Below are 25,955 nucleotides of genomic sequence, written 5' to 3' on the forward strand. Positions count from 1 at the left end.
TCACAACATGGCACGTTTCTTCATTGACCGGCCGGTCTTTGCCTGGGTGATCGCACTGTTCATCCTGGTCTTCGGCGCGGTCTCCATCACCAAGCTGCCGGTATCGCAGTACCCCACGGTTGCGCCGCCCGCCCTGTCCATCAATGTGGCCTATCCCGGCGCCTCGGCCAAGACCCTGGACGAGAGCGTCATCTCCGTCATCGAGCAAGAGCTCAATGGCGCGCCCAAGCTGGCCTATCTGGAATCGGTCAGCCAGGCCAATGGCACGGGCGCCATCACCGTCACCTTCGAGCCCGGCACCAATCTGGAGCTGGCTCAGGTGGAGGTGCAGAACCGTTTGAGCCGCGCCTCGCCACGCCTGCCCGCTGCGGTGACGCAGCAAGGCGTGCGCATCGACAAGGCCGGCAACAACTTCTTGCTCTTTGTCATGTTGTCCAGCAAGACGGGCACCTTAGACACCAAGGCTCTGGGTGACTATGCGGCGCGCAACATCGTGCCCGAGTTGCAGCGCCTGCCCGGCATCGGCCAGGCCCAGCTTTTCGGCACCGAGCGCGCCATGCGTATCTGGCTGGACCCTGCCAAGCTGCTGTCCTTCAACATCAGCCCGGCCGAGGTCAACGCCGCCATCCGCGCCCAGAATGCGCTGGTGCCGGCCGGCTCGATCGGCGAGCTGCCGAATCTGTCCGAGCAGACCATGTCGGCCACCGTGGTGGTCAAGGGTCAGCTGGAAAGCGCGGACCAGTTCAAGAACATCGTCTTGCGCGCCAACACCGATGGCTCCAGCGTGCGCCTGAAGGACGTGGCTCGGGTCGAGCTGGGAGGTCAGAACTATGGCTCCTACTCTCGCCTGAATGGCAAGCCGGCCACCGGCATCGGCATCCAGCTGGCGCCAGGCGGCAACGCCTTGGCTTCTGCGACTGCCGTCAAGGAACGCATGGCCGAGCTGCAAGCCTACTTCCCCGAGGGTGTGGCGTACGAGGTGCCCTACGACTCGTCCAAGTTCGTCAAGATCTCGATCACGCAAGTGGTCGAGACCCTGGTCGAGGCCGTGGTCCTGGTGTTCCTGGTGATGTTCCTGTTCCTGCAGAACTGGCGCTACACCCTGATCCCCACCATCGTGGTGCCGATCGCCTTGCTGGGCACCTTCGCCATCATGTTGTGGATGGGTTTCTCCATCAACGTGCTGACCCTGTTCGGCATGGTGCTGGCCATCGGTATCCTGGTGGACGACGCCATCGTGGTGGTGGAGAACGTCGAGCGCATCATGAACGAGGAGGGGCTGCCGCCGCTGCAGGCCACCCGCAAGGCCATGGGCCAGATCTCGGGCGCCATCATCGGCATCACCGTGGTCCTGGTCTCGGTGTTCGTGCCCATGGCCTTCTTCGCCGGATCGGTGGGCAATATCTACCGCCAGTTCTCGCTGGCCATGGTGGCCTCCATGCTGCTGTCGGCCCTGATGGCGCTGACCCTGACCCCGGCCCTGTGCGCCACTTTGCTCAAGCCGGTGGAAGCCGGCCACGGCCACGCCAAGACCGGTTTCTTCGGCTGGTTCAACCGTGGTTTCTCGCGCACGGCCAAGGGCTATGAAGGCTGGGTGGCCAAGCTGCTCAAGCGCAGCGGCCGCATGCTGCTGGTCTACGGCGTCATCGTCGCCGCCGTCGGCCTGATGTACACCCGCATGCCCACCTCCTTCCTGCCCAACGAAGATCAGGGTTATCTGATCGTCAATGTGCAGCTGCCTCCGGGCGCCACGGCCAACCGCACCGAGGCGGCGGTCAAGCAAGTCGAAGACTTCATGCTGGCCCAGCCCGAGGTGCAGAACACCGTGGGCGTGATCGGTTTCTCGTTCTCGGGCCAAGGCCAGAATGCCGCCCTGGTGTTCGTGCCGCTCAAGCCCTGGGAAGAGCGCATCGGCCCGCAGCACAGCGCTTCGGCCCTGGCCGGTCGTGCCTTCGGCGCGATGATGGCGGTGCGTGATGCATTCATCTTCCCGCTCTCGCCTCCGCCGATTCCCGAACTGGGCACGGCCACCGGCTTCGCCCTGCGCTTGCAGGACCGCGGCGGCCTCGGCCACGAGGCCCTGCTGAACGCCCGCAACCAGCTGATGGGCATGGCCAGCAAGAGCAAGCTGATCACCGGCATGCGCCCGGACGGTCTGGAAGATGCGCCGCAGCTGCAGCTGGACATTGACCGCGACAAGGCGGCCGCGCTCGGCGTGAATTTCGACGCGGTGGCTGCCGTCATCGGCACCCAGCTGGGTTCGGCCTATGTCAACGACTTCCCGAGCAACGGCCGCCTGCAACGTGTGGTCGTGCAAGCGGAAGCCCAGGCCCGCATGCAACCGGAAGATCTGCTGCGCCTCAACGTGACCAACACAAAGGGTCAGAGCGTGCCGCTGTCGGCCTTTGCTTCGACCCACTGGATCACAGGTCAGATGCAAGCCACGCGCTACAACGGCTATCCGGCCATGCGCCTTGCTGGCGATGCGGCACCCGGTGCTTCCACCGGCGCGGCCATGACCGAGCTGGAGCAGATGGTCAAGCAGCTGCCACCCGGCATCGGCTACGAATGGACCGGTTTGTCGCGCGAAGAAAAGCTCTCGGGTTCGCAGGCCACCATCCTGCTCGTCTTCTCGCTGCTGGCCGTGTTCCTGTGCCTGGCTGCGCTGTACGAGAGCTGGTCCATCCCGCTGTCGGTGCTGCTGGTCGTGCCGCTGGGCCTGCTGGGTGCGTTGATGGGTGCGAGCTTCCGCGACATGCCCAATGACGTGTACTTCAAGGTCGGCCTGATCACCATCATCGGCCTGTCCGCCAAGAACGCCATCCTGATCATCGAGTTCGCCAAGGACTTGCAGGCCGAAGGCAAGGGGCTGATCGAGTCCATCCTCGAAGCCTGCCACCTGCGCTTCCGTCCCATCATCATGACCTCGCTGGCCTTCATCCTGGGCGTGACGCCGCTGTTCTTCGCCACCGGCGCCGGCTCAGCCAGCCAACGTGCCATCGGCACCGGCGTGCTCTCGGGCATGGTGTCGGCCACGGTTCTGGCGGTGATTTTTGTGCCGGTGTTCTTCCTGGTGGTGCGCCGCGTGTTCAAGGGCAGCGAACGCCAACGCCGCATCTACGCCCATCAGGCCGATGGTGCCCAGCCCAGCGGTGCTTTGCCCGCCGAGGAGGTTTGAATGGAAAACAACAAGAACTTTCGCAAGACCCCGTTGCTGCGTCTGAGCGCGTTGGCCTTCGCGGCCCTGAGCCTGACGGCCTGCGGCAGCCTGGCGCCCGAGCATGCGCGCCCGGCCGCCCCGGTGGCTGCACAGTGGTCGGCCCCGTCCGCCACCAGCGGCACGGCCGCGGCCGAGCTGAGCTGGCAGAGCTTTTACGGCCAGGACGAGCGCCTGCGCGCTCTGATCGACCTGTCACTCAAGAACAACCGCGATTTGCGCGTGGCTCTGCTCAATGTCGAGCAGGCCCGGGCCCTGGCCCGCGTCAGCGAAGCCAGCCGCCTGCCCACGGTCAACGCTGGTTTCAGCGCCAGCCGCCAGCCCAATAGCAATGGCGTGGGCAGCAGCAACAACTTCCAGGCGGGCCTGCAGGTCACGGCCTATGAGGTCGATCTGCTGGGCCGGGTGAAGAACCAGGTCGATGCCGCCACGGCCCGCTACCTGGCCACGGCCGAAGGCAGCCGCGCCGCCCAGATCAGCCTGGTGGCCGGCGTGGCCTCGGCCTATCTGGTGCTGCAGGCCGATGAGGAGCTGCTGCAGCTGGCCCAGCGCACCCTGGCCTCGCGCGAAGACACGCTGCGCCTGACCCGCCTGAAGTTCGAGGCGGGCGCGGCGTCCTCGCTGGACCTGAGCGCGGCCGAGTCGGCCGCAGCCGCCACCCGCGCGGCCGTGGCCCAGCAGCAGCGCCAGCGTGCCCAGGACGAGAACGCACTGGTGCTGCTGGTCGGTCAGCCCTTGCCGGCCGATCTGCCGGCGGGCCAGCGCCTGCAAGCGCAAAGCCTGTCCGATGTGCCGGCCGGCCTGCCCTCGGAAGTGTTGGTGCAGCGCCCCGATGTGCTGCAGGCCGAGCAGCAGCTGCGCGCCGCCAATGCCAATATCGGCGCGGCGCGTGCGGCCTTCTTCCCCAGCATCACCCTGACCAGCAATCTGGGCACGACCAGCTCGCAGCTGTCCGAATTGTTCAAGAACACGGCCTTCAGCCTGGTGGGTCAGGCCTTGATGCCGATCTTTGATTCGGGTCGCAACGAGGCCAATCTGCAAGCCGTCAAGGCGGCCCAGGGCGTGGCCGTGGCGCAGTACGAAAAGGCGGTGCAAACCGCCTTCCGTGAGGTGGCCGATGCACTCGCGGGCCGCGCCACCTTCGGCGAGCAACTGCAGGCCCAGGCCGCGCAGAGCGCCGCTGAATCGCAGCGCCTGAAGCTGGTGGAACTGCGCCATGCCAACGGCGCCTCCAACAGTCTGGAGCTTCTCGATGCGCAGCGCGCTGCTTTCGCGGCCGAGCAGGCCTTGCTGCAAGTGCGCCTGGGCTCCTTGCTCAACGGCGTGCAGCTCTACAAGGCTCTGGGCGGTGGCTTGAAAGCGGGTTGATGCGCTGAGTGGTTCTTCCCAAGCAAAAGGCGCCCGGTCGATGTGACCGGGCGCCTTTTTTTCGCTCATTCATGCGGATGGATTTGTGTCCATCCGGCCTTCAGGCAGCTCTCAGTGAGCTTGGATCCAGGCCAGGCCTTCTGCCCGAGCGTAGCGGATGGCGGCGCGCTGGCTGTGGAAGCTCGGCGTGAAGCGCATGACGCGGTCGTGGCTGGCCATGCCTTGGCCAGAACGGATGGAGACCGAGGCGGCGAAGCTGCCGTCGGATTGCGGCTTGATCATCGGCGAGACCAGGTACTTGCCGACTTCGATGCTGTGCTTGTTTTGCATATTCTTGTTTTCTTGCAGTGCGGCTGGGCTGGCTGCCCGTGCCGCAGGGATTGGAATGAAAAGATTCAGTCCAAGGAGTTCGGAAAAGCGTTCGAAACAGGGGGAGGGTAGCTTGCTACGGCATGTTGGGGCATGCAGTGGATCGAGAGTCCTCAAGGTCTCTATCGATCTCAGGGCCGGGCTTGGGATGCTCGGCTTGGCTTGAGGTGCTCGGCCATGGCGGGGCCGCCTCAGCCTGCCATCATCGGCAGGGCTTGTCAGGTCCAGTGTGTGCGCTTTGACAGAGCGCGATGCTGGCCGGACTTGTCTTCTTCGTTTGTTTTTCTACTTCTTGGTACTTCGTTTTCTGTTGCCCAGGTCAAGGTGCCCGATGCAAACAAAAAACAATGGGTTGACGCTTGCACGCCAACCCATCAGGTGAGCGGCGCTCAAGAGCGCCACTCGCCGGGCTCAATTACAGAGCGCGGATGTTCGAAGCTTGCAGACCCTTAGGGCCTTGCTTGACTTCGAATTCAACCTTTTGGTTTTCGGCCAAAGTGCGGAAGCCGCCGTTGTTGCGGATTTCGCTGTGGTGGGCGAACAGGTCCTTGGAGCCGTCTTCAGGCGTGATGAAGCCGAAGCCCTTGCCGTCGTCGAACCATTTCACGGTGCCAGTTTGCATTGTTGTCATGATGTGTTCCTTTTGAACAAATTAAAAATACTCCGCGGCTCGCGACAACGCAAAGCCTGCGGAGACAGAAACACTCAAGAACAGTCAAACGGGGAGTTGAAACTGAAGCGAGCCTGGCGCGACGAATGAAGCGAACGTACGGCGGGGCTGCAGATTGAAGACCTTGAAGAAACGGTCTTGTGCGTATCTATGCCGCTAATGTAGCACAGATCCCAGCGCGTGGCGATGGGACTTGTTCTGCGCCCCAGTAACTGGCAAGCTGCGCGGCTCCATGAAAACTGCCTCCAGTCTTGCGCCGCCCAGCGGCTCCACGCGCGCCTCGGTGCTTCTCTGTTTGCTGCTGACGTTGGGGTCAGCCAGCGTTTGTGCGGCGCCTGATGAAGAGCTGCTGGGTCGCGCCCAGGGCTATCCGGTCGGGCATGCCAGCAACTGGTTCAGTCAGGAATCGGTGCGTGTGGGTTCATTCAGTCATCAAGGCGAGATCCTGGGCTTGATGAATGGCGGCGTGCGGGAACTGGCGCCCAGTGCTCAGCCCCTGACCTTGCTGCGCAGCGCGACCGAGCCGACCTACCGCTGGCATATCGATGCCTTGCGCAATTTGGGCGTGGATGACTATCTTGCGCGCCAGAGAGTCATGGGTCTGCTGGTGATCAAGGACGGGGTCATTCAGGTGGAGCGCTATCAGTATCGGCGTGGCCCACAACACCGCTTTGTTTCGAACTCCATGTCCAAGTCCTTGGTCTCCTTGGCCGTGGGGCTGGCCTTGAAAGAAGGTTTGTTGCATTCGCTGGACGACGCGGCTCAGCGCTATGCACCCGCTCTGACGGGCTCTCTTTACGGCCCTGTGCGATTGCGAGACCTTCTGCGCATGGCTTCCGGCCTGCGCTTCACCGAGCGCTACGACGGTGTCGACGATCTGGAGCGCTTCGGACGTGTTGCTGCGCGCGAAGGACTGGAGGCCGCCGCTGTGCAGCTCGGTACACGCGCAGCGCCGCCGGGCGAACGGTTCAATTACGCCAGTGCCGACACCATCGCACTGACCTTGGTGCTGCGTGGTGCGACGGGCATGGGCCTGAGCGAGTATTTGCAGAGCCGGCTCTGGGAGCCCATGGGTGCGGAGATGTCGGCCTTATGGCGAACCGACCGGCTGGGCGTGGAGATTGCCAGCGGTAATTTCAATGCCGGCCTGCGTGACTACGGCCGCTTGGGCATGCTCTTGGCCCATGACGGCCAGCGACCGGACAGCGGCCGGCAGGTCTTGCCGCGTGACTATCTGCTCGAAGCGACCGATGCCGGACGGCACCCGGCAATGTTTTCGCCCGGCCAGGCCACGCCCTACTTTGGTTACGGCTACCAGTTCTGGACCTTTCCAGGTCGCGCGCGCCGTTTCGCCTTGCTGGGTGTCTATGGGCAGATGATTTTTGTCGACCCGGCGCTCAAATTGGTGATGGTGCAGACCAGTGCCAATGCCAAGCCTCATGCGCGCGACACCAGCTTGGCTCGCGAAGCTGATGCTTTCTGGCGCGGCCTCGTCGCCTACTACGGCGGCAGCTGGTGAGTGCCGGCTAGGATGCAGTCGCTAAAGAAGAGGAGTCTCTGCGATGCGAATTGAAATTGAAGCCGGCGTACGCTTGTTTGTGGATGTTCAAGGGCCTGGCTTGTTGCCTGACGGTCCTCTCATGCGTGAGCTTCCGACCTTGATCTGCATGCATGGCGGACCGGGTTTTGACCATGCCGCGTTCAAGCCGGGTTTCGGCGCCTTGGCCGATATTGCTCAGGTCATCTATTACGACCATCGCGGCCATGGGCGCAGCGACCCGAGGCCATCCAGCGAGTGGAATCTGGACACCTGGGCCGACGACGTCGTGCGCCTCAGCGATGCTCTGGGTCTGGTCAAGCCCATGGTGCTGGGCCAGAGCTTCGGGGGCTTCGTGGCGCAGCGCTACATCGCCCGCCACCCTGCTCATGCCAGCAAGGTGATTCTGTCCAGCACCTCGCACCACATGGGCTTGTCGCGCAAGCTGGCCGCGTTTCAGCGTCTCGGCGGGGACGCGGCACGGGCCTTGGCCGAGGCTTTCTGGACTGCGCCCAGCGACAGCAGCTGGCAGGCCTATTGGCACGGGGTGCGCGGGCTGTACAACACCCGCCCGCCACTGGATCCCGAGGCCGGTGCGCGAACCCTGATCAAGCCCGAAATCCTGTTGCACTTTGTCGCCGGTGAGAAGCAGGGCATGCAGTTGCTGCCCGGCTTGGCGCTGGCGCAGTGCCCGGTGCTGGTGCTGTGTGGCGAGGAGGACCCGGTCTGCCCGCCCGAGGATGCCGAGGAGATTGCCGCGGCTCTACCCAGCCAATGGTCGCAGCTGGTGCGTTTTGCCGGTGTCGGGCATGGCGCTTGGCGAGACGACCCGGAGGCGGCATTCGCCGTCCTGCGCCGCTTCATTCAGGCTTGATGCCAAGCCCCTCCATCGCGCGTCTCAAGCGCTGATCAGCGCGGCCAGTTCGCGTTCGACCAGTGAGGCGTCGCCGAGATTCATTTCGATCAGGCGGCGCAGATGGGTGATGCTTTCAATATCGATGCTGCGGCACAGCACGCCGGCGCGCTCACCTTCCACATGTGTCAACTCGCCGGCCATGGCAATGCAAGTTTCGCCATCGGCAAGCAAAATTTTGAGCAGACAGGGCGCGCCAAGACTGGCGCCTGCGCCGGCCGGCAGTCGCAGCAAGGCGCCCTTGAGCGAGAGATCGAGCACCTGGGCTTGCAGATGGGCTTGTGTGGTGATGAGTTCGGCATGCACGTCGAAGGCGACGCGGGCGAACTGGCGGCGTTCGGTATTGATGGCAGTCTCCCAATGGCGAGGAATGTCCCGAGCCATGCTAGCAGAGGGGTTGGGAAAACGGCGAGGCGAATCAGCCTGGCTTTGTGGCTCAGTTGGGTGTGCCAGGCTCAGCCGGTCCAGGGCTCGCAGATGGTGCTTTGCTCCACAGCCTTGCGAAGGCGCGCCGGCACCACGGCGTCCAGGCCCATGGCCTCCAAGGTGTACCAGGAGGCGCGCAGATAGGCCGCGGTGGCGTGTCGGGCTTCGCCCAGGGGGACGCCGCGCAATTCGGCGCTGTCCAGGGCGAGGCTCTCAGACATGCGGCTTTGCTGGTGACTGCGCGGCTCGATCAGCGGCGCGCGGTAGCGCAGCGCAATGCGTGCGAGTAGGCCTTGCACCTCGTCCGTGTGCGCATGGGGCCCCAGCAGCTTGGCCAAATCGCCGAGCACCTGTTCGGCTGCGGCCGCCAGCAGGCGAGCGGCATGGTCGCTGCCGCCGGCCAGATAGAGGGCCGCCGCCAGGTCGACGTACTCCAGCGCCAGGGCCAGCTTGGGCAGATCAGTGTGCGAACTCATGGACGTAGGTGGGAGGCGAGAGGCCGTTTTCAGCGTGCGACAGTGTAGGCTGATGGCCGGATACCTATGCAGGGTTGAAGCGCGCATACCGTCACGGAAGCGGCGCGCCTCTGCACCGGCCCACACTCAGTTCAGCGCCACCGGAGACAGACATGCAAGATTTCAAGGAAACCATGGACCGACGCGGCAGCCTGCTGCAGCTCGGCGGCCTGTTCGTTGCGCTGGCGGGCTCTGGCCATGCTCTGGCGGCACCGTCTGAAGGCGAGGATGGTGCTTATGACGAAGACTCCATCCTCAAGGCCGCGACCGACTTCTTCGGCGACAGCACCGAGGGCCTGGCGCGGGTGATCGAAAAAGCCTTCAAGGAGCAGGGTAGACCCAATGCCTTCATCAAGGGCGAGGAGGTCGGGGCGGCACTGAGCGTCGGTCTGCGCTACGGCGAGGGTCGTTTGCAGATGAAGTCGGGCGGCAGTGCGCCGGTGTTCTGGGCCGGGCCATCGATCGGCTTCGACGCCGGCGTCAACGCATCCAAGGTGTTCACCTTGGTCTACCACTTGCCCAAGCCTGCCGCCATCTACCAGCGCTTTCCGGGCGTGGATGGCAGCCTCTACTACGTCGGCGGCGCCGGCATCAACTACCAGCGCCTGAAGGGCATCACCTTGGCGCCGATTCGCCTTGGCGTGGGTTTGCGGGCCGGGGCCAGTGTGGGTTATGTGCATTACCGCAGCAAGAAGTCATACAACCCCTTCTGATGCGAGGCGCCGGGCATGCGGGTGACTGCGGGCCGCCGCCGCGCATGCATTCCAAGCCCGATTTCTGCCATTTGGTGGCCAGGATCTTGGCGCTCGTCACAAGAGACTTGGTGTGAGCTGACGCGACTTCTAAGCTGACTCCCAGACCACATGTTTTCGACGTCACGAGTCGGAAGTTTTGTGGCAAATCAGGCCCACCGAACGGAGTCACCATGAAGCCCATTTCTTTTCTCACCCCCTTGTTTGCCATCGCCATGACTTTGGCCACGGCCACGGCCTCGGTTCAGGCGCAGACGCATTTGCAGCGCGTCGATGTGACCGGGCAAGGCGTCAATGATTTGCAGCTGCCACCCCTGAGCATGGTCTGCCCCGCATATGCACAGACCTTGCAAGAGCAGCTCAGCGCGGTGGCGACGCGTGAAGGCAGCGCGGCCACCGTGCGGGTGAGCTTCAAGGTCGGCGGCGAACAGCCCAGCGATCTGCGCATCCAGGACGGACCGCTCGAGTACCGCAAGGCAGTCCGCCGCGCCATGCACCATGTCAGCTGCCAAACCGGCGTGGCACAGGGCGGCGAATACAAGCTGGTGCTGAGCTTCAATGCCGCCGGCCCAGAGGCCACAGCAGCCGCTGGCATGGCCCGCCAGGAGCGCGTGGCGCTCGCCATGCGTTGATGGGGCGGCCTCAGGGCAGCCAGATCTCGAAACGTGTTCCGCTGTGGCGCTGCAGCGGGTCGCGCGGCTGGAGCAGCACGTGACCGTGGCGTTCGCCCAGGTTGTGGGCGCGCGCCACGGCGGCGCACAGCTCCATGCCCAGGCCGGTCGAGGAGCGCGCCGAAGGGTCTTTGGCATCAAGTCCCAAACCGTCATCTTCGACGGCAAAGACCAGGAATCCGTCGCGGACCCGCACATCCAGCAGCACGTCGCTGCGGGCAAAGCGCCAGGCGTTGTGCAGGGCCGCCTCCAGAGCCAGCAGCACCAGGCGCGGATCGAAGTACCAGAATGCCGGTGCCGATGCCTCGCCGCTCAAACGCAGTGGCGCTCCATCGGGGCGTGAGTCCATGCGCAGCAGCTGTTGCAGGAAGTCCCGCGGCGATTCGTCCGAGACATGGGCATTCATGTGCCGCTCGGGCGCTGCGTAAAGTGTCAGGTAGGCGACCAGGCGCTGGCGCAGCTGTGCGCAACGCTGATGGGCCCGGTGCGCGGGCTCGGGCGCTGGCTCGAGAGCCAGCAGGCTCAATTCCGCCTCCAGGACACCCAACTGGTTTTTCAGGTCATGCACCAGCATGGCCAGCAATTCGCGGTTCATGGCGCGGTGCTGGCGCCTGTCAGCGGTGCCGGTGCGCTCATGCTGAAGGCGCCATTGCCCTGCAAAGCGGCCAGAGTCTCGCGCAAATAGCGTCGCATCTGCGCGACCCGGTCGTTCGCCGGCAGCAGCTTCTCCAGGCGAGCCAGATAGTCGCGCACCTGATTGAGGCGGCCGTCGTCCATCCGCTTCTTCAGACGCAAAGCCATGCAGTTCATCTGCGCACATTCGAGCAGCACAGTGGTGTTCTCGGGGTACTCCGCCAGCTCGGCTTCGATCGCCTGCAAGGCTTCGTCGAGCTTGCCACTGCGCAGCAGCAGCTTGGCCTCATGCAGGCGGGTCTTCAAGCCCTTGGATGCGGCGTGGACCACCAGCTCGATCTGCTCGCTGTGACCGGTGTCGGTCAGGGCTTTGCAGACCAGCTGCTGAATACGGCTGTTCTCATGATCGGCGCTGATGGCTTGCGCAATCAACTTCAGACCAGCTTCGACTTGACCTGTCACCAAGGCCGCCCTTGCCAGCGCCACAGAGGCGAAATCGGCCTTGCCCGTGCTGTGGTGGGTCAGGGCCTGGGTGGCCTCGCGCAGGGCCTTCTCGTCTTCACCCAGCAAGGCATGGGCCTGGGCCCGTATGGCCATGGTGACGCATTCGAAATCGGGTTCGTGCGCGCCGCGGGTGGCGCGGGTGGCGGTATCGCTGATCAGTTCCAGGGCCTCTTTGGCCTCACCGAGGTCAATATGGGTTTGGGCCAGGGCGTGCAGGTCCTGCGCTTGGGCCGTGATTGAGCCCTGGCTGGACTTGATCGCCTTGAGCAAGCTGGCCTTGGCCGTGGCCAGGTCGCCGTTGCGGTAGGCGCTTTCGGCCAGCTGTCGCAGCCGCCGTGCTGAAGGCACCACCTGGGCGCTTTTCTTCATCATCTGCATGGCGCTCGTGGGGTCACCGAGAGCTTCCATGGCCTGGCCGGCCACATCAAATGCAGCCAAGTTCTTTTCGCCCTCGGGTGTCGCGATGATGGCCAGAGCCAGGCGCTTGGCCTCGTCAAACTTGCCGGCAGCTTTTTGCGCACGGGCCAGGCCGATCTGTGCCCACATCAGTCCGGCGCGCAGGTCGAGCGCGCTCTGAAACATTTGGCGGGCTTCCTCGGCATTGCCCAGATCCAGCAAGGTCTGCGCCTTGAGTTGCAAGGCGTACATGAACCAGCGGTCCTTCTTGGCCAGCACGGCGTCGCAGGCGAGCAGCGCGCCAGCGAGGTCGCCTTTGCTCAAGGCCTTGCTGATGTCCAGCAGGGCGTGGCGCTTGTCCAATTGGCTCTTCAAGCGGTCTTCGATGTCCCCGGCGGTGATGGGCTTGAGCAGATAGGCATCGGGCATGTGCTCGCTGGCCGCGGCGACCGAGTTGTAGTTGCTCTCGGCCGTGATCATGAAAAACAGCGTGTCGGGTGGCAGCAGCTGGGCCTCACGCAGGAACTCGAACAGCTGTTGGCCGTCGGTCTTGTGGTTGAGGTTGTAGTCGCACAGGATCAGCCCGTAGTGCTTGCTGCGCACCATGCGCAAGGCGTCTTCAGCGGAGCCGGCGGCGTCGATCTTGCCAATGCCCAGCATGCCCAGCTGGCCGCGCAAGGTGGTCTGCTGCGTGGCCATATCGTCCACGACCAGGGCTTCGATTCGGGAATACGGTGTGTCGACGCGCATAAGCTCCCTTGTGCGGCAATTTTGTCGCTTGGCTGCGGCCCGAGGGGCCGGCTTGGCGATCAGCTTGACGGGCCTAGCTTACAGGAGCAACAGCCGTGCGGCGAAGTGCCCGGTGCCTGGGCAGCGCTGGAGCTCAGGCGTAGGCATTGAGCCGCGTGCCCAGATGTCCGCTGCTTGCGAGCGCAGGCTGGGCTGGCACGGAGGCCAGCAACTCCAGGGCACCTTGGCCTTGCATGTCGATCGCCTTCTTGAGCACCAGCATCTGCGCACTCGACTGCACGCTGCCGGGCGCGGCGGAGCCGGCCTTGTGGGCCAGGGCGGTGTTGGCGAGTTCCATGCGGGGCTCCTTGGTGCTGCTTCTTCCGCAGTTGTCGGCCGCCCCGGCCTGGAACTTGAGCCCGGATCAGCCGGTGTTGCGCAAACCCGCGGCGATGCCGTTGATCGAGAGATGGATGCCGCGCTGGACGCGTTCCATGCTGGGGTCGCTGGCGCGGCTCTCCAGCGGCACCGCGCGGTAGCGGCGCAGCAGCTCGACCTGCAGGTGGTTGAGCGGGTCGATGTAGGGGAAGCGGTGGCTGATCGAGCGGGCCAGGGCCGGGTTGCCGGCCAGACGTTCGCGCTCGCCCGTGATCAGGCTCAGCGCCAGGCTGGTGCGCTCGAACTCGGCCTTGACCGCGGCGCAGATTTTTTTGCCCAGACGCTTGTCCTCGACCAGGTCGACATAGCGCTCGGCAATCGCCAGATCGGTCTTGGCCAGCACCATGTCCAGGTTGGACAGCAGGGTGCGGAAGAAAGGCCATTGCTTGAACATGCGCTTGAGCAAGCCCAGGTTCTTGCCATGTTGCTCGCTGCCCTCAGGGCCGAGGAAGTCGAGCACGGCCGAGCCGAAGCCGCACCAGCCGGGCAGAGCGACGCGGCTCTGGCCCCAGCTGAAGCCCCAGGGGATGGCGCGCAGGTCTTCGATCGCTCGGGTGGGCTTGCGCGAGGCCGGGCGTGAGCCGATGTTGAGCTCGGCGATCTCGCGGATGGGCGTGGCGGCGAAGAAATACTCGGCAAAGCCGGGCGTGTCGTAGACCAGGCCGCGGTAGGCGCCGAAGCTCAGGTCCGACAGCGCTTGCGCGGCCTCCAGGAAGCTCTTGGGCGCACTCTTGGTCGGGTGCAGCAGGGTGGCTTCCAGCGTGGCGGCCACCAGGGTTTCCAGATTGCGCCGGCCGATCTCGGGGTTGGCGTATTTGGAGGCGATCACCTCGCCTTGCTCGGTGAGGCGGATCTGGCCGTTCACCGTGCCCGGGGGCTGGGCCAGGATGGCCTGGTAGCTCGGGCCGCCGCCGCGGCCCACGGTGCCGCCACGGCCGTGGAACAGGCGCAGGGTGATGCCGCGGGCCTCGGGCAGGGTGGCGAACATGTCGACCAGTGCGATCTCGGCGCGGTAGAGCTCCCAGCTGCTGGTGAACACGCCACCGTCCTTGTTGGAGTCGGAGTAGCCCAGCATGATGTCCTGCTCACCACCGCTGCGCTTGAGAAGGGCGGAGATGCCGGGCAGGGCGTAGAACTCGGCCATGATGACCGGCGCCTCGCGCAGGTCACCGATGGTCTCGAACAGCGGCGAGACGATCAGGTCGCTGACGGCCTCGCCGTCCAGCGTGCCGCGCAGCAGGCCGACTTCCTTGAGCAGCAAGAGCACTTCCAACAGGTCGCTGACCGACTCGGTGTGGCTGATGATGTAGTGGCGCAAGGCCTCGCGGCCGAAGCGCTGCAGGCTCTCCAGCGCCGCCTCGAAGATGTCCAGCTCACCCACGGTCTTTTCGCTGTACTGGGCGCCGTGCACGCGCAGCGGCCGGGCGTCTTGCAGCAGGCGCAGCAGCAGGGCCCGGCGGCCGGCTTCGTCCAAGGCGCTGTAGTCAGCCTCGACGCGGGCGGTGCTCAGCAGCTCGGCGATCACGGCTTCGTGCTGGTCCGAGCTCTGGCGCAGGTCCAGCGTGGCCAGGTGGAAGCCGAACACGCGCACGGCGCGCATCAGGGGTTTCAGGCGCGGCGCGATCAGGGCACCGGCATGGTGGCTGCGCAGCGAGCGCTCGATCACCTGCAGATCGGCCAGCAGCTCGTCGGGGCTGGCGTAGGGCGCTTGCGGGGCCACGGCGTGGCGCAGGGCCTCGGTGCCGGTCAGCTGCTGCAAGCTGGCGGCGGCTCGCGCATACATGCCGGTCAGGGCGCGGCGGTAGGGCTCGTCCATGCGGTGCTCATTGCGGTCCGGGCTGCGCTCGGCCAAGGCCTGCATCTCGGGCGTCACCTGGGCCAAGCGGGCCGAGATGGACAGCTCGGCGCCCAGCTCATGCAGCTCGGTCAGATAGTGGCGCAGCGCCACTTCGCTCTGACGCGAGAGCGCATGGCGCAGGGTGGTGGCGGTGACGTTGGGGTTGCCGTCGCGGTCTCCGCCGATCCAGTGGCCCATGCGCAAAAAGCTGTTGAACTCATGGCCGGGCAGGGCTTCCTCTAGCTCGGCATAGAGCTTGGGGATCTGGCGCAGGAAGGTGGCCTGGTAGTAGGACAGGGCGTTCTCGATCTCGTCGGCCACGGTCAGCTTGCTGTAGCGCAGCATGCGGGTCTGCCAGAGTTGGGTCACGCGGGCGCGAATCAGGGCCTCGTTGTCGCGGCGCTCGCGCTCGCTGTGCAGGCTGTCGCGCTGCTCCACCAGTTGGGCCACGGCGCGCTCGGCATCGAGGATGCTCTTGCGCTGCACCTCGGTCGGGTGGGCGGTCAGCACCGGCGAGATGAAGCCGTGCTGCAAGGTCTTGGCGATCTCGGCCGGCCGCACCCCGGCCTCGTGCAGGCGTTCAAGGGCAAAAGCCAGCGAGCCTTCAGCCAAGCTGCCGGCGCGCTCGTGCACCTCGCGGCGGCGCACATGGTGGCGGTCCTCGGCAATATTGGCCAGGTGCGAGAAATAGCTGAAGGCACGGATCACGCTGACCGTCTGCTCGCCCGACAGGCTCTTGAGCAGCTTGTCAAAGCTCTTGCCCGCGGCAGCATCGTGCTTGTGACGGAAGGCCACCGAGAGCTGGCGGATGCGCTCGACCAGCTCGTAGGCCTCGCGGCCTTCCTGTTCGCGGATCACCTCACCCAGGATCCGGCCCAGCAGGCGGATGTCGTCCATCAGCGGCTGGTTTTTGTCTGCCGCCTGGCGGCTGCTGGTAGTGGCCGGAGGGGCGGATTTGGCGCGACGCGGGGCGGCTTTCGAGGAGGCGGGCATGGCGGGGCTCGGCTGGACAGGGGTGATGTAACAAGGTTACGTTATTCCAACTCTAGCAGTTTCTTCGCGTGGCCAATTTCGGCTGAGTTACAACAGCCGCCTGCTAGCATGCCGGCCATGAAAGAAACCATCATCATCGCCACGCGCGAAAGCCGCCTGGCCCTCTGGCAGGCCGAGCATGTCAAGGCGCTGCTGGAACAAAGCCTGCATCTGAACGTCGACCTGCTGGGCATGACTACCCGCGGCGACCAGATCCTGGACCGCACCCTGTCCAAGGTCGGCGGCAAGGGCTTGTTCGTGAAAGAGCTTGAAACCGCGCTGGAAGAAGGCCGCGCCCATCTGGCAGTGCATTCGCTCAAGGACGTGCCCATGGAGCTGCCCGAAGGCTTCGCCCTGGCTGCCATCCTGGAGCGCGAAGATCCGCGTGATGCCCTGGTGTCCAACCGTTATGCCTCGTTGGCTGAACTGCCGCAAGGCGCCTTGGTTGGCACCTCCAGCCTGCGCCGCGTCGCCCAGCTCAAGGCCTTGCGCCCCGATCTGCGCATCGAGCCGCTGCGCGGCAATCTCGACACCCGCTTGCGCAAGCTGGACGAAGGTGGCTACGACGCCATCGTCCTGGCTGCGGCCGGCCTCAAGCGCCTGGGCCTGGCGGATCGCATCCGCTGCCATTTCAGCGTCGAAGAGATGATTCCTTGCGCTGGCCAAGGCGCCCTGGGTATCGAACTGCGCGCCGATGCGGCAGAACTCAATGCTCAATTGGCCACCTTGATCGACCGCCCGACCTGGCTGGCCACGCAGACCGAACGCGCCGTCTCGCGCAGCCTGGGCGGCAGCTGCAGCATGCCGCTGGCGGCCCATGCGCGCTGGCAGGGCGATCAACTGCAGGTGGCCGTGGCCCTGGGTCATGCCGAGTCGCCCGAGCGGCCATTGCTGAAGGCGCAGCTGCAGGCCGTGGTGCGAAGCGATGCGGAGGCCGTGGCCTTGGGCGAAAAGGCCGCGCAGGCCCTGCGTGATCTGGGCGCGGCGGACTATCTGCCCGCGGCCTGACTCGCTCGCCGCCATGGCGTCGCCCGAAACGGCCGCTTTGCAATTGATCCTGACCCGGCCGCAGCAGCAGGCCGGCGACTGGCTGCAGCGTTTGCAAGCGCAGGGCGTGCCGGCGCGCAGCTTTCCGCTGCTGGCCATCAGCCCCGCGCCGCCCGAGCAGGCGCAAGCGGCCTGGGCGGCCTTGCCGCGGGCGCGCCTGGCCTTCTTCGTCAGCCCCAATGCGGTCGAGGGCTTTTTTGCGCAAGCACCGGCGGGCTTTGAATGGCCCGCGGCCTGTCTGGCCGCCTGTGTCGGGCCCGGCAGCGCGCGCGCCTTGCAGGCGGCCGGCGTGGCGGCGTCCCTCATCATCCAGCCGCCGGCCGACGCGCCCAGCCTCGACTCCGAGCACTTGTGGCCCCAGCTCAGTGGCATGGATTGGCAAGGCCAGGCGGTGCTGATGCTGCGCGGTGAGGGCGGCCGTGACTGGCTGGCCGAACGCTTGCGCGAGCGTGGTGCGGCGCCGATCGAGTTTTTCAGCGTCTACCGGCGCGGCTGCCCGCAGTTGGATGCGGCGCAGCAGGAGGAGCTGGCCGATCTGCTCGCTCAGCCGCAGCGCATGCTGTGGCTGTTCAGCAGCGGCGAAGCGGTCGGACACTTGCACCGCCTGGCGCCGGCCGGCGTGGACTGGTCACGTCAGCGCTGCCTGGCCACCCACACCCGCATCGCCGAGCGCGCGCGAGCCGAGGGTTGGGGGCATGTGGTTTTGACGCGACCCGATGCGGCGGCCGTGGCCCAAGCCTTCGGTGCGGTGCAGGCCGACGCCTACAATCATTTTCACTGTGAGTGATCCCCAAACCCCCCCTCTCGACGCCACGACGGGCGCTGCTGCGCCCGCCAGCGATGCGCCCGGCGCGAGCCTGAATTCCGCGACTTCTGTTCCCTCCGCAGCGCTGCCCGCCGCCGCCTTGCCGAGCTGGGTGCCGGTGACCCTGCTCTTGCTCGGCGTCGCCTCGCTGGCCGGTGTTGGCCTCGCTTGGCAAGGCCTGAGCCGCCAGCAGGCGCTGGAACAAGAGCTGGTGCGCCGCCAGGAGCTGGTGCAGGCCGAGGCCAGCGAGGCCCGCGCCGCTTCGCGTCAGTCGCAAGACCTGACCCGCGACACCGCCGCCAAGGTGGCTTTGCTCGATGCTCGCCTGGCCGAGGTGGCTTTGCAGCGCGGGCAACTGGAAGAATTGATCCAGTCCATGTCCCGCTCGCGCGATGAAAACGTGATCGGCGACATCGAAGCCTCGATCCGTGTGGCCTTGCAGCAAGCCGCCGTGACCGGCAGCGTCGAACCTCTGGTGGCCACGCTCAAGCAAGCCGACGAGCGCCTGCTGCGCTACAAGCAACCGCGCATGGAAGGTGTACGCCGCGCCGTAACGCGCGATCTGGATCGCGTCAAGGCCATCAGCGTGGTCGACGTCTCGACCTTGACGATCAAGCTCGACGAAGTGGTGCGCTTGCTGGACGAACTGCCTCTGCTGGCCGTGGCCGAGCGCGGCGGTGAGCCACCGGCCTCGGGCGTCAAGCCCAAGCCGAGTTCGGCGGGGGGCAAGTCGGCTGGAAGCAAGGCCGAAGTTGCGCCGAGAGAAGAAGATGGACTTCTGGCGGTCTGGTGGTGGGGGGCCAAGACCCGCTTGGCCGAAATGGCCGGCCTGGTCTGGGGCGAGACCCGGACCCTGGTACGCGTCACCCGCATCGATCACCCCGAGGCGGTGTTGCTGGCGCCCGAGCAGGCGTTCTTCCTGCGCGAGAACCTCAAGCTGCGCCTGCTCAATGCCCGCCTGGCCTTGCTGAGCCGCCAGTTCGACACGGCACAAGCCGATCTGCGCGACAGCCAGGACGTGCTGAATCACTATTTCGATGCCCGCTCGCGCAAGGTCAGTTCGGCCATCGAGCTGGTTCGCCAGGTGGCTGGCCAGGCACGCCAGGTCAATGTGCCTCGCCCCGATGACACCCTGGCCGCGCTGGCGGCAGCTGCGGCCGGTCGCTGATCACGCCGGTCAGGGCTGCGGCTCCCCAAGTCAATAAGAACGAAAGCAAAGGTTCGGTTCATGCGTACGGTGGTGTGGTTGGTCCTCTTGTTCACCGTGGCGGTGGTGGCTGCGCTGGCCTTGGGTCAGAACGATGGGCTGGCCAGCTTCTACTGGAACGGCTGGCGCCTGGATGTGTCGCTGAACCTGTTCTTGCTGGCCTTGGTCGGCACCTGCTTTGCTTTGGTCACCGCCATCCAGACCATCGGCGCCCTGACCAGCCTGCCGCGTCGCGCGCATGAATGGCGCCTGGCACAGCGCGAGCGTGGCGCCCAGCTGGCTTTGCGCGATGCGCTGGCCGAGTTCTTTGGCGCCCGCTACGGCCGCGCCCAGAAGGCCGCCCAGCGTGCGCTCAGCATCCATGCGCAAACGCCCGAGCTGCAGCAGGACGAGGGCTTTCTGGCCCTGGGTCATCTGCTGTCGGCCAGCAGCGCCCATCGCCTGCAGGACAAGCGCCGCCGTGATGAGCAGCTGCAGCTGGCGCTGGACGCTGCCAAGCGTTCGCCGCAAGGCCGTGCGCAGGAGGAGGGCGCCCGCTTGCTGGCTGCCGAATGGGCCCTGGACGACCGCGATGCACCGCGCGCGCTGAGCCTGTTGGCTGAGCTCTCGCCGGGCGTGGCGCGCCGGACCCAGGCCTTGCGCCTGAAGCTGCAGGCCAGCCGTCTGGCCAAGCAACCGCTGGAGGCGCTGCGCACCGCACGTCTGCTGGCCAAGCACCAAGGCTTTTCCAAGGTCGCGGCGCAAGGCCTGCTGCGCTCTCTGGCCTTTGAGGCGCTCGACGCTGCGCGCGATGCCGACCAACTGCGTGCCGTCTGGCAGCAGCTGGACAGCGCTGACCGCCGCGATGTGTTCGTGGCCGCGAGGGCGGCCCAACGCGCGGGAGCGCTCGGCGTGCCCGATGACGGTCGTGGCTGGCTGCGCCCCTTCTGGGACGATGTGGCCGAGCTGGGCGCCGACGAGCGGGCGACGCTGGCCGAGGCCTTGGTGCTGGTCTTGCCGGGCCTGGGGCCCGAGTGGCTGCAGCGCCTGGAGTCGGCGGTGCAGCGTTTCCCGCGCGACCGCGCCTTCAGCTATGCCCTGGGTCATGCCCTGGCCGAGCGCCAGCTCTGGGGCAAGGCCCGCTTGATTTTGGAGCAGGTCGCTGATGAATCCAGCTTGGCTGTGGCGGCGCGTCGGCGCAGCTGGCTCATGCTCGCTCGGCTGGCCGAGCAGGACGGCGACCTGGAGCGCCGTGCCCGGTGTCATGAGTCTGCTGCGCTGGTCCAGTGATGCAAAAAACTGAAATCTTTGCTTCAGCGGTATAAACCATGCTATAGTCTGAGGCTTGGCGGCTGTAGCTCAGTTGGATAGAGTACTTGGCTACGAACCAAGGGGTCGTGGGTTCGAATCCTGCCAGCCGCACCAAAAGAAGAAAACGAAAAGGTCAGTGAGAAATCGCTGACCTTTTTCAATTCCTGTTGTGCCGAGTGAATACTTGGCCCCGAGTTTCCCTCGACGCAGTGTCTGGCGAAGGGGTTGGGTTTGAATTGAGGTATTGATTCAAATCGGCTCGGATGGGGGTTTTGAAGAGTTCGCAAGAATTTTTAAAAAGACTTGTGCGGTACGAAAATACCGTGCTATAGTAGAGGGCTTGGAGCGGCTGTAGCTCAGTTGGATAGAGTACTTGGCTACGAACCAAGGGGTCGTGGGTTCGAATCCTGCCAGCCGCACCAAAACAATAAGAAATGCACAAAGCCTCGATGAGAAATCATCGGGGCTTTGTTGCTTTTGCTCAGGTCAAACCTTCGGCCTGCGGCAGGGAAAGGCCCAATTCGGCCAGCACCTGCTCTGTGTGTTCGCCGGGTTTAGGGCCTGCTTGCGGCGTACGCAATGTGCTCCGGGAAAAGCGCGGTGCCGGGCTCGCTTGCCAGTGCCCCTCGACCATGACATGACTGGCGCGCGCCTGCTGCTGCGGATGTCGGGCCGCTTCGTCCATGCTCAGCACCGGAGCCACGCAGCATTCCAAGCCCGCCAGATCATTCATCCATTGATCGCGGCTGCGAGTCTTGATGCGCTCGCTGACCCGTTCGCGCAGTGCCGGCCATTCGCTGCTCTGCATTTGCAGCCCAGGGTCGACGTCATCAAAGCCCAGACCTTGCAGCAACTGCGCATAGAACGGTGCTTCGATGGCGCCGAGGCTGAGGAACTTCCCGTCGGCGCATTCGAAGCAGTCGTAAAACGGTGAGTTGTGCAGGAAGAAGTTGTCTTGTGCACGATCCTGCCAATGGCCCTCGCTGCCCATGGCCAGCACCAGGCTGCTCAAGGTGCCCAGGCCGTCCACGATGGCAGCGTCGATGACCTGGCCCTGACCCGAGCGCTGTGCTTCCAACAAGGCGCTGAGCAGCCCCAGTGCCAAGAACATGGCCCCGCCGCCCATATCGCCCAGCATGCTGGCTGGCGCACTGGGCGCCTGTCCGGGGCGCGAGGCGATCGACAGGGCGCCGCTCAAGGCCAGGTAGTTGATGTCGTGCCCCGCCCGATGGGCCCAGGGTCCGGTCTGGCCCCAGCCCGTGATGCGGCCGTAGACCAGGCGCGGGTGCGGCTCGGTGAAGCTCTGAGGGCCCAGGCCCAGGCGCTCCATCACGCCCGGCCGGAAGCCTTCGATCAGTGCGTCGGCGCTGAGGATCATGGCGCGGGCTGCCTCGCGGCCGGCCATGGTCTTGAGGTCGAGACAGACCGATCGCTTGCCTCGGTTCAGCGCGGCGCCGGTGCCGATGCGTTCGGGCTCGGCGGCGGCAGAGGGTCGCTCGATCACGATCACGTCGGCGCCCAGGTCGGCTAGCAGCATGCCGCACAGTGGTGCCGGGCCGATGCCGGCCAGTTCGATCACGCGCAGGCCGTGCAGTGGGCCGGAGGCGTTCAGAGGTGCATGCATGGGGGAGCTTGTCGGTAGTGGGGGTGCTTGCTGGGACAATACACCCATGAGCAAGGCATTCACCAAGGAAAGCGACGCCGATGATGACGAGGATCTGGCCCTACCGGCCTTGCCTCAAGGTGCGCGCAATTACATGACGCCGCAAGGCTATGCCCGCATGCGGGCCGAATTCATGACGCTGTTGGACGAGGAGCGGCCCAAGATCGTCGAGATCGTTTCCTGGGCGGCCAAGAATGGCGACCGCAGCGAGAACGGCGACTATCTCTACGGCAAGAAGCGTCTGCGTGAAATCGATCGTCGCCTGCGCTTTCTGAATAAGCGTCTGGACCTGGCTGAGGTGGCTGACCCGAGCCTGCACCACGGCAATGAGCAGATCTTCTTCGGCGCCACTGTTAGTTACGCCACCGCCAAAGGCGAGGAGCGCACCATCACCATCAAAGGCATCGATGAGTCTGACAGTCTGGCCGGCGAGGTGTCTTGGGTGTCACCGATCGCCCGTGTGCTCTTGAAGGCGCGAGTGGGCGATGAGCTGCAGTTGATGACACCCGGCGGCGTCGAGCAGATCGAGGTGCTGGAAGTCAGCTACCCGAAGCCGGAGGCTTCGAAGCCTTAAGGTTTGACGCGCCAGACCCGCAGCACGGCGGGTGAGCGCTTGAGTGTGCGCAGCACATCGGCCAGGTGCAGGCGGTCGCGTACCGACAGAATGAGGTTCATCTCGGCGGTCTCGCGTTGCTGCATTTCGTCGCTCATCATGATGTGCGTGATGTCAGCTTCGGCGGCGCTGACTGCCGACGCCACTTGTGCCAGCACGCCCTTGCCATTCTTGAGCAGCAAGGACACGGCGGCTTCGAAGGGGCGGGTCAGCTCCTCGGCCCAGTTCACCGCGATCCAGTGTTCGGCGTCGCGCTGGAAGAGCTTGCGGCCGACCTGGCATTCGGCCGTGTGCACCAACAGGCCTTCGCCGCGACCCAGATAGCCCTTGACCTCGTCGCCGGGAATGGGGCGGCAACAGGCGGCCAGACGCACCGAGGCGCCTTCGCTGCCGTCCAGCGTGACCTGACCCTGTGACGGCCCGTCATCAGCGGTGAAGCGGCCGATGCTGAGCATGACCGCATCGGGCCGCTGGCCTTGCTCGGCCAGCATGCGGGCCAGCTTCTTGGCCACGATGGTGGCGATCTTGCGGCCCAGGCCGATCTCGACCAGCAGCTCGTCAGCATGGCGGTTGCCGGCCCAGCGGGCCAGCTGTTGCCAGAGCAAGGCTGCGTCGTCGTCTTCGTCACTGAGGCTGGGTAAGCTCAGCCCTTCGGCCCGGAGTGCCTGAGCCAGCATCTTCTCGCCCAGATCCCGGCTTTCTTCCTGCTCCAGGTTTTTGAGGAAGTGGCGGATCTTGGAGCGGGCCCGGCCTGTGCGGACAAAGCTCAGCCACGCCGGATTGGGGCGGGCGCCCGCGGCCGTGACGATTTCGATCACATCGCCGCTGCGCAGCTCGGCACGCAGCGGGACCGGCTCGCCGTTGATCTTGGCGGCCACGCAATGGTCGCCCACGTCCGAATGGATGGCATAGGCGAAGTCCACCGGCGTGGCGCCCTTGGGTAGGGCCATGATGCGGCTCTTGGGGGTGAAGACGTAGACAGCGTCCGGGAACAGGTCGATCTTCACGTGTTCGAGGAACTCGTTGGCGTCGCGTGTCTCGTCCTGGATGTCGATCAGGGACTGCAGCCAACGCGAGCCCAGCTGCTGGGCGCTCTCGGCGCTGGTGCCGCTGGGGTTGCCGCCCTTTTTGTACAGCCAATGGGCGGCCACGCCTTTTTCCGCCACCATGTGCATGGCCTCGGTGCGGATCTGAAACTCCACCGGCGTGCCCAGCGGGCTGACCAGGGTGGTGTGCAGGCTTTGGTAGCCATTGGGCTTGGGGATGGCGATGTAGTCCTTGAAACGGCCCGGCTGCGGCTTGTAGAGCTGGTGCAGCACGCCCAGGGACAAATAGCATTGCGGCAGCTCGTCGACCACGACGCGGAAGCCGAAGATGTCGCTGACCTGGGCAAAGCTCAGGTGCTTCTCGCGCATCTTCTTGTAGATGGAGTAGATGGCCTTCTCGCGCCCATGGATCTGCACCGGATGGGCGCCAGCAGCGAAAGCCTTGACGACATCGCGTTCGATGCGTGAAACCAGATCGCGGCGGTTGCCACGTGCCTTGCCAATCGCCTTCGACAAGGCAGCGTGGCGCCAGGGATGGATGTGCTGGAAGGACAGGTCCTGCAGCTCGCGGTAGATCTCGTTCAGGCCCAGGCGGTGCGCGATGGGCGCATAGATGTCGAGCGTTTCCCGGGCAATACGGCGGCGCTTGGGTGCGGCCATGGCCTCCATGGTGCGCATATTGTGCAGACGGTCGGCCAGCTTGATCAGGATGACGCGCACATCGCGCGCCATGGCCAGCAGCATCTTGCGAAAGGATTCGGCCTGGGACTCTTCCTTGGTCGAGAACTGCAGCTTGTCGAGCTTGGTCAGGCCATCGACCAGCTCGGCCGTCGGCGCCTCGAAGCGCTCAATCAGTTCCGTCTTGGTGACGCCACAGTCTTCCATGGCGTCGTGCATGAGGGCGGCCATGATGGCCTGGGCGTCCAGACGCCACTCGGCGCAGATGCCAGCCACGGCAATCGGGTGGGTGATGTAGGGCTCGCCGCTGGCCCGGAACTGGCCGAGGTGGGCTTCATCGGCGAATTTGTAGGCCTCGCGGATGCGCTTGATGTCCGCTTTCGGCAGGTAGCCCAGATGCTGGACCAGGGCGTCAAACGATGCCGCCTCGGCGGCCGTTGGCTCGGGGGCGGGGCGCAGACCCGACAAGCCGCTGAGCGCGGCGGGCAGGCGAGAGACAGCAAATGATCGAAAACCCATGGCTCGAATTTAACCGATGAAATCAGCTGCCATCTGCGCTGGCGCAGAAGACCGTGTCATTCGGCATCGCCTGCTTGTCATCTCGATGAGCAGAAACGACAACGGGCGCCCGAAGGCGCCCGTTGTTCAGAGCAGTGGCGTCTGAATCAGACCGGCACTTTGCGCAGCATTTCAATGCCGACTTCGCCAGCCGCGATCTCGCGCAGGGCGGTGATGCCGGGCTTGTTCTTGCTTTCGACCTTGGGCGTGTGGCCTTGGCTCAGCATGCGGGCGCGGTAGGTTGCGGCGAGCACCAGCTGGAAGCGGTTGGGGATCTTGGTCAGGCAGTCTTCAACGGTGATGCGGGCCATGTGTGGATTCCAGTTCAGGTGTTCGTGGGGATCGGATTCTGAAGATATTTGCCAGGCAAACAGGCTTCAGGGCAGATCAAGAGCGCGGAAGACGGCTGAGCGATTCCGGCGCTGAGCCGCGTATTTTAACCGCTGTGCGTGGACGATGGCCTTGAGATCGAAAACTGCGGTGTCAAACACGGCGTTCACGACCACGAAATCGAAGTTTTGCGCTTGCGCCACCTCGATGCGTGCATTGGCCATTCGCTGGGCAATCACCTCAGGCGCGGTGTCGCCGCGGCGGTTCAATCGTTGCTGCAGCTCGTCCCAGCTCGGCGGCAGGATGAAGATCAGTACCGCATAGGGGAACAGCTGCTTGATCTGCAGTGCCCCTTGGAAGTCGATCTCGAGCACCACATCATCACCATGGGCCATGCGGGCTTCGATGGCGGCGCGTGAGGTGCCGTACAGATTGCCATGCACCTCGGCCCATTCGAAGAACTCACCACGGGCCGCCATGGCGCGGAACTCGGCCTCGGGCGTGAACCAGTACTCTCGGCCGTGCTGTTCCTGGCCGCGCGGGGCACGCGAGGTGTGGGAGATCGAGACGTCGAGCTTGGCGTCGAGTTCCAGCAAGGCCTTGACCAAGCTGGATTTGCCGGCGCCGCTGGGTGCAGCGACGACGAAGAGATTGCCGGGATATTCCATGAAACGGAGCGTTGTCTAGAAGGGAGGGCTGCGAAAGGCTGTG

23 protein-coding genes and 2 tRNA genes are annotated in these 25,955 nt (G+C 65.1%); 13 read left to right on the forward strand and 12 right to left on the reverse strand.

Annotated elements, in window-relative coordinates; translation table 11 throughout:
- Positions 1-7 precede the first annotated feature (7 nt).
- Positions 8-3,178, forward strand: a complete 3,171-nt coding sequence (locus tag LNV28_RS10960; RefSeq protein WP_263519785.1) for an efflux RND transporter permease subunit — start codon at positions 8-10, stop codon at positions 3,176-3,178.
- Positions 3,179-4,585 (forward strand): efflux transporter outer membrane subunit, encoded by a 1,407-nt coding sequence (locus LNV28_RS10965; protein ID WP_263519786.1) that lies wholly within the window; start codon positions 3,179-3,181, stop codon positions 4,583-4,585.
- 111 nt (positions 4,586-4,696) lie between these two features.
- Here the strand turns inward: LNV28_RS10965 and LNV28_RS10970 are convergent, their stop codons facing one another.
- Both LNV28_RS10970 and LNV28_RS10975 read right to left on the reverse strand, forming a co-directional pair.
- The gene (locus tag LNV28_RS10970) at positions 4,697-4,915 is read right to left on the reverse strand and encodes a hypothetical protein (protein WP_263519787.1); all 219 of its coding nucleotides are present in this window, start codon (positions 4,913-4,915) and stop codon (positions 4,697-4,699) included.
- A 454-nt stretch (positions 4,916-5,369) separates the two neighbouring features.
- Positions 5,370-5,576: a cold-shock protein gene (locus LNV28_RS10975; RefSeq protein ID WP_058720877.1), complete on the reverse strand. Its 207-nt coding sequence runs from the start codon at positions 5,574-5,576 to the stop codon at positions 5,370-5,372.
- Between the two features lie 280 nt (positions 5,577-5,856).
- Between LNV28_RS10975 and LNV28_RS10980 the strand changes: the two genes are divergently transcribed.
- Both LNV28_RS10980 and LNV28_RS10985 read left to right on the forward strand, forming a co-directional pair.
- Positions 5,857-7,143, forward strand: a complete 1,287-nt coding sequence (locus LNV28_RS10980; RefSeq protein WP_263519788.1) for a serine hydrolase domain-containing protein — start codon at positions 5,857-5,859, stop codon at positions 7,141-7,143.
- Positions 7,144-7,264: 121 nt separating this feature from the next.
- Positions 7,265-8,035, forward strand: a complete 771-nt coding sequence (locus tag LNV28_RS10985) for an alpha/beta fold hydrolase (RefSeq protein ID WP_263519789.1) — start codon at positions 7,265-7,267, stop codon at positions 8,033-8,035.
- A gap of 24 nt (positions 8,036-8,059) precedes the next feature.
- On the opposite strand, the gene LNV28_RS10990 is transcribed toward LNV28_RS10985, so the two are convergent.
- Together LNV28_RS10990 and LNV28_RS10995 are read right to left on the reverse strand one after the other, a co-directional pair.
- Positions 8,060-8,458 (reverse strand): PilZ domain-containing protein, encoded by a 399-nt coding sequence (locus LNV28_RS10990; protein WP_263519790.1) that lies wholly within the window; start codon positions 8,456-8,458, stop codon positions 8,060-8,062.
- A gap of 71 nt (positions 8,459-8,529) precedes the next feature.
- Positions 8,530-8,976 (reverse strand): hypothetical protein, encoded by a 447-nt coding sequence (locus LNV28_RS10995; RefSeq protein WP_263519791.1) that lies wholly within the window; start codon positions 8,974-8,976, stop codon positions 8,530-8,532.
- A 152-nt stretch (positions 8,977-9,128) separates the two neighbouring features.
- Here LNV28_RS10995 and LNV28_RS11000 point away from each other — a divergent pair, with 152 nt between their 5' ends.
- Together LNV28_RS11000 and LNV28_RS11005 are read left to right on the forward strand one after the other, a co-directional pair.
- Positions 9,129-9,728 (forward strand): DUF1134 domain-containing protein, encoded by a 600-nt coding sequence (locus tag LNV28_RS11000; protein WP_263519792.1) that lies wholly within the window; start codon positions 9,129-9,131, stop codon positions 9,726-9,728.
- 212 nt (positions 9,729-9,940) lie between these two features.
- Positions 9,941-10,399 (forward strand): hypothetical protein, encoded by a 459-nt coding sequence (locus tag LNV28_RS11005; protein WP_263519793.1) that lies wholly within the window; start codon positions 9,941-9,943, stop codon positions 10,397-10,399.
- A 10-nt stretch (positions 10,400-10,409) separates the two neighbouring features.
- On the opposite strand, the gene LNV28_RS11010 is transcribed toward LNV28_RS11005, so the two are convergent.
- The 4 genes from LNV28_RS11010 to ppc all read right to left on the reverse strand — a co-directional run bounded on the left by LNV28_RS11010 (position 10,410) and on the right by ppc (position 15,968).
- Positions 10,410-11,033, reverse strand: coding sequence for an ATP-binding protein (locus tag LNV28_RS11010; RefSeq protein WP_263519794.1), 624 nt, complete (start codon positions 11,031-11,033; stop codon positions 10,410-10,412).
- Positions 11,030-12,721: a tetratricopeptide repeat-containing response regulator gene (locus tag LNV28_RS11015; RefSeq protein WP_263519795.1), complete on the reverse strand. Its 1,692-nt coding sequence runs from the start codon at positions 12,719-12,721 to the stop codon at positions 11,030-11,032. Before LNV28_RS11015 ends, LNV28_RS11010 begins: the two co-directional genes overlap by 4 nt.
- Before the next feature lie 133 nt (positions 12,722-12,854).
- Positions 12,855-13,058, reverse strand: coding sequence for a putative motility protein (locus LNV28_RS11020; RefSeq protein ID WP_263519796.1), 204 nt, complete (start codon positions 13,056-13,058; stop codon positions 12,855-12,857).
- A gap of 66 nt (positions 13,059-13,124) precedes the next feature.
- Positions 13,125-15,968 carry a phosphoenolpyruvate carboxylase gene (ppc, locus tag LNV28_RS11025; protein WP_411969955.1) on the reverse strand — a complete coding sequence of 948 codons (2,844 nt, stop codon included), beginning with the start codon at positions 15,966-15,968 and terminating at the stop codon, positions 13,125-13,127.
- Positions 15,969-16,085: 117 nt separating this feature from the next.
- Here ppc and hemC point away from each other — a divergent pair, with 117 nt between their 5' ends.
- The 6 genes from hemC (at position 16,086) to LNV28_RS11055 (ending at position 20,778) form a co-directional block, all read left to right on the forward strand.
- Positions 16,086-17,015, forward strand: coding sequence for a hydroxymethylbilane synthase (gene hemC / locus LNV28_RS11030; RefSeq protein WP_263519797.1), 930 nt, complete (start codon positions 16,086-16,088; stop codon positions 17,013-17,015).
- Positions 17,016-17,028: 13 nt separating this feature from the next.
- Entirely contained in the window at positions 17,029-17,841 is an 813-nt protein-coding gene (locus LNV28_RS11035) for a uroporphyrinogen-III synthase (RefSeq protein ID WP_263519798.1), read from the forward strand.
- Positions 17,834-19,027, forward strand: a complete 1,194-nt coding sequence (locus tag LNV28_RS11040) for a uroporphyrinogen-III C-methyltransferase (RefSeq protein WP_263519799.1) — start codon at positions 17,834-17,836, stop codon at positions 19,025-19,027. Before LNV28_RS11035 ends, LNV28_RS11040 begins: the two co-directional genes overlap by 8 nt.
- Positions 19,028-19,087: 60 nt before the next feature.
- Positions 19,088-20,335, forward strand: coding sequence for a heme biosynthesis HemY N-terminal domain-containing protein (locus tag LNV28_RS11045; RefSeq protein ID WP_263519800.1), 1,248 nt, complete (start codon positions 19,088-19,090; stop codon positions 20,333-20,335).
- 58 nt (positions 20,336-20,393) lie between these two features.
- Positions 20,394-20,470: transfer RNA gene (locus tag LNV28_RS11050), tRNA-Arg, on the forward strand.
- Between the two features lie 231 nt (positions 20,471-20,701).
- A tRNA-Arg gene (locus tag LNV28_RS11055) sits at positions 20,702-20,778 on the forward strand.
- Between the two features lie 59 nt (positions 20,779-20,837).
- Here the strand turns inward: LNV28_RS11055 and LNV28_RS11060 are convergent.
- Positions 20,838-21,980, reverse strand: coding sequence for a CaiB/BaiF CoA transferase family protein (locus LNV28_RS11060; RefSeq protein ID WP_263519801.1), 1,143 nt, complete (start codon positions 21,978-21,980; stop codon positions 20,838-20,840).
- 46 nt (positions 21,981-22,026) lie between these two features.
- On the opposite strand from LNV28_RS11060, the gene greB reads away from it, so the two are divergent.
- Positions 22,027-22,593, forward strand: a complete 567-nt coding sequence (gene greB, locus LNV28_RS11065; RefSeq protein ID WP_263519802.1) for a transcription elongation factor GreB — start codon at positions 22,027-22,029, stop codon at positions 22,591-22,593.
- Here the strand turns inward: greB and LNV28_RS11070 are convergent.
- From LNV28_RS11070 to gmk, 3 genes are all read right to left on the reverse strand, one after another.
- Positions 22,590-24,875 carry a RelA/SpoT family protein gene (locus LNV28_RS11070; protein WP_263519803.1) on the reverse strand — a complete coding sequence of 762 codons (2,286 nt, stop codon included), beginning with the start codon at positions 24,873-24,875 and terminating at the stop codon, positions 22,590-22,592. The genes greB and LNV28_RS11070 overlap by 4 nt on opposite strands.
- 146 nt (positions 24,876-25,021) lie before the next feature.
- Entirely contained in the window at positions 25,022-25,225 is a 204-nt protein-coding gene (rpoZ, locus tag LNV28_RS11075; RefSeq protein WP_263519804.1) for a DNA-directed RNA polymerase subunit omega, read from the reverse strand.
- 66 nt (positions 25,226-25,291) lie between these two features.
- Positions 25,292-25,912, reverse strand: coding sequence for a guanylate kinase (gene gmk / locus LNV28_RS11080; protein WP_263519805.1), 621 nt, complete (start codon positions 25,910-25,912; stop codon positions 25,292-25,294).
- Positions 25,913-25,955 lie beyond the last annotated feature (43 nt).

This window comes from Paucibacter sp. DJ2R-2, from assembly GCF_025717675.1.
GTDB lineage: Bacteria > Pseudomonadota > Gammaproteobacteria > Burkholderiales > Burkholderiaceae_C > Paucibacter_A.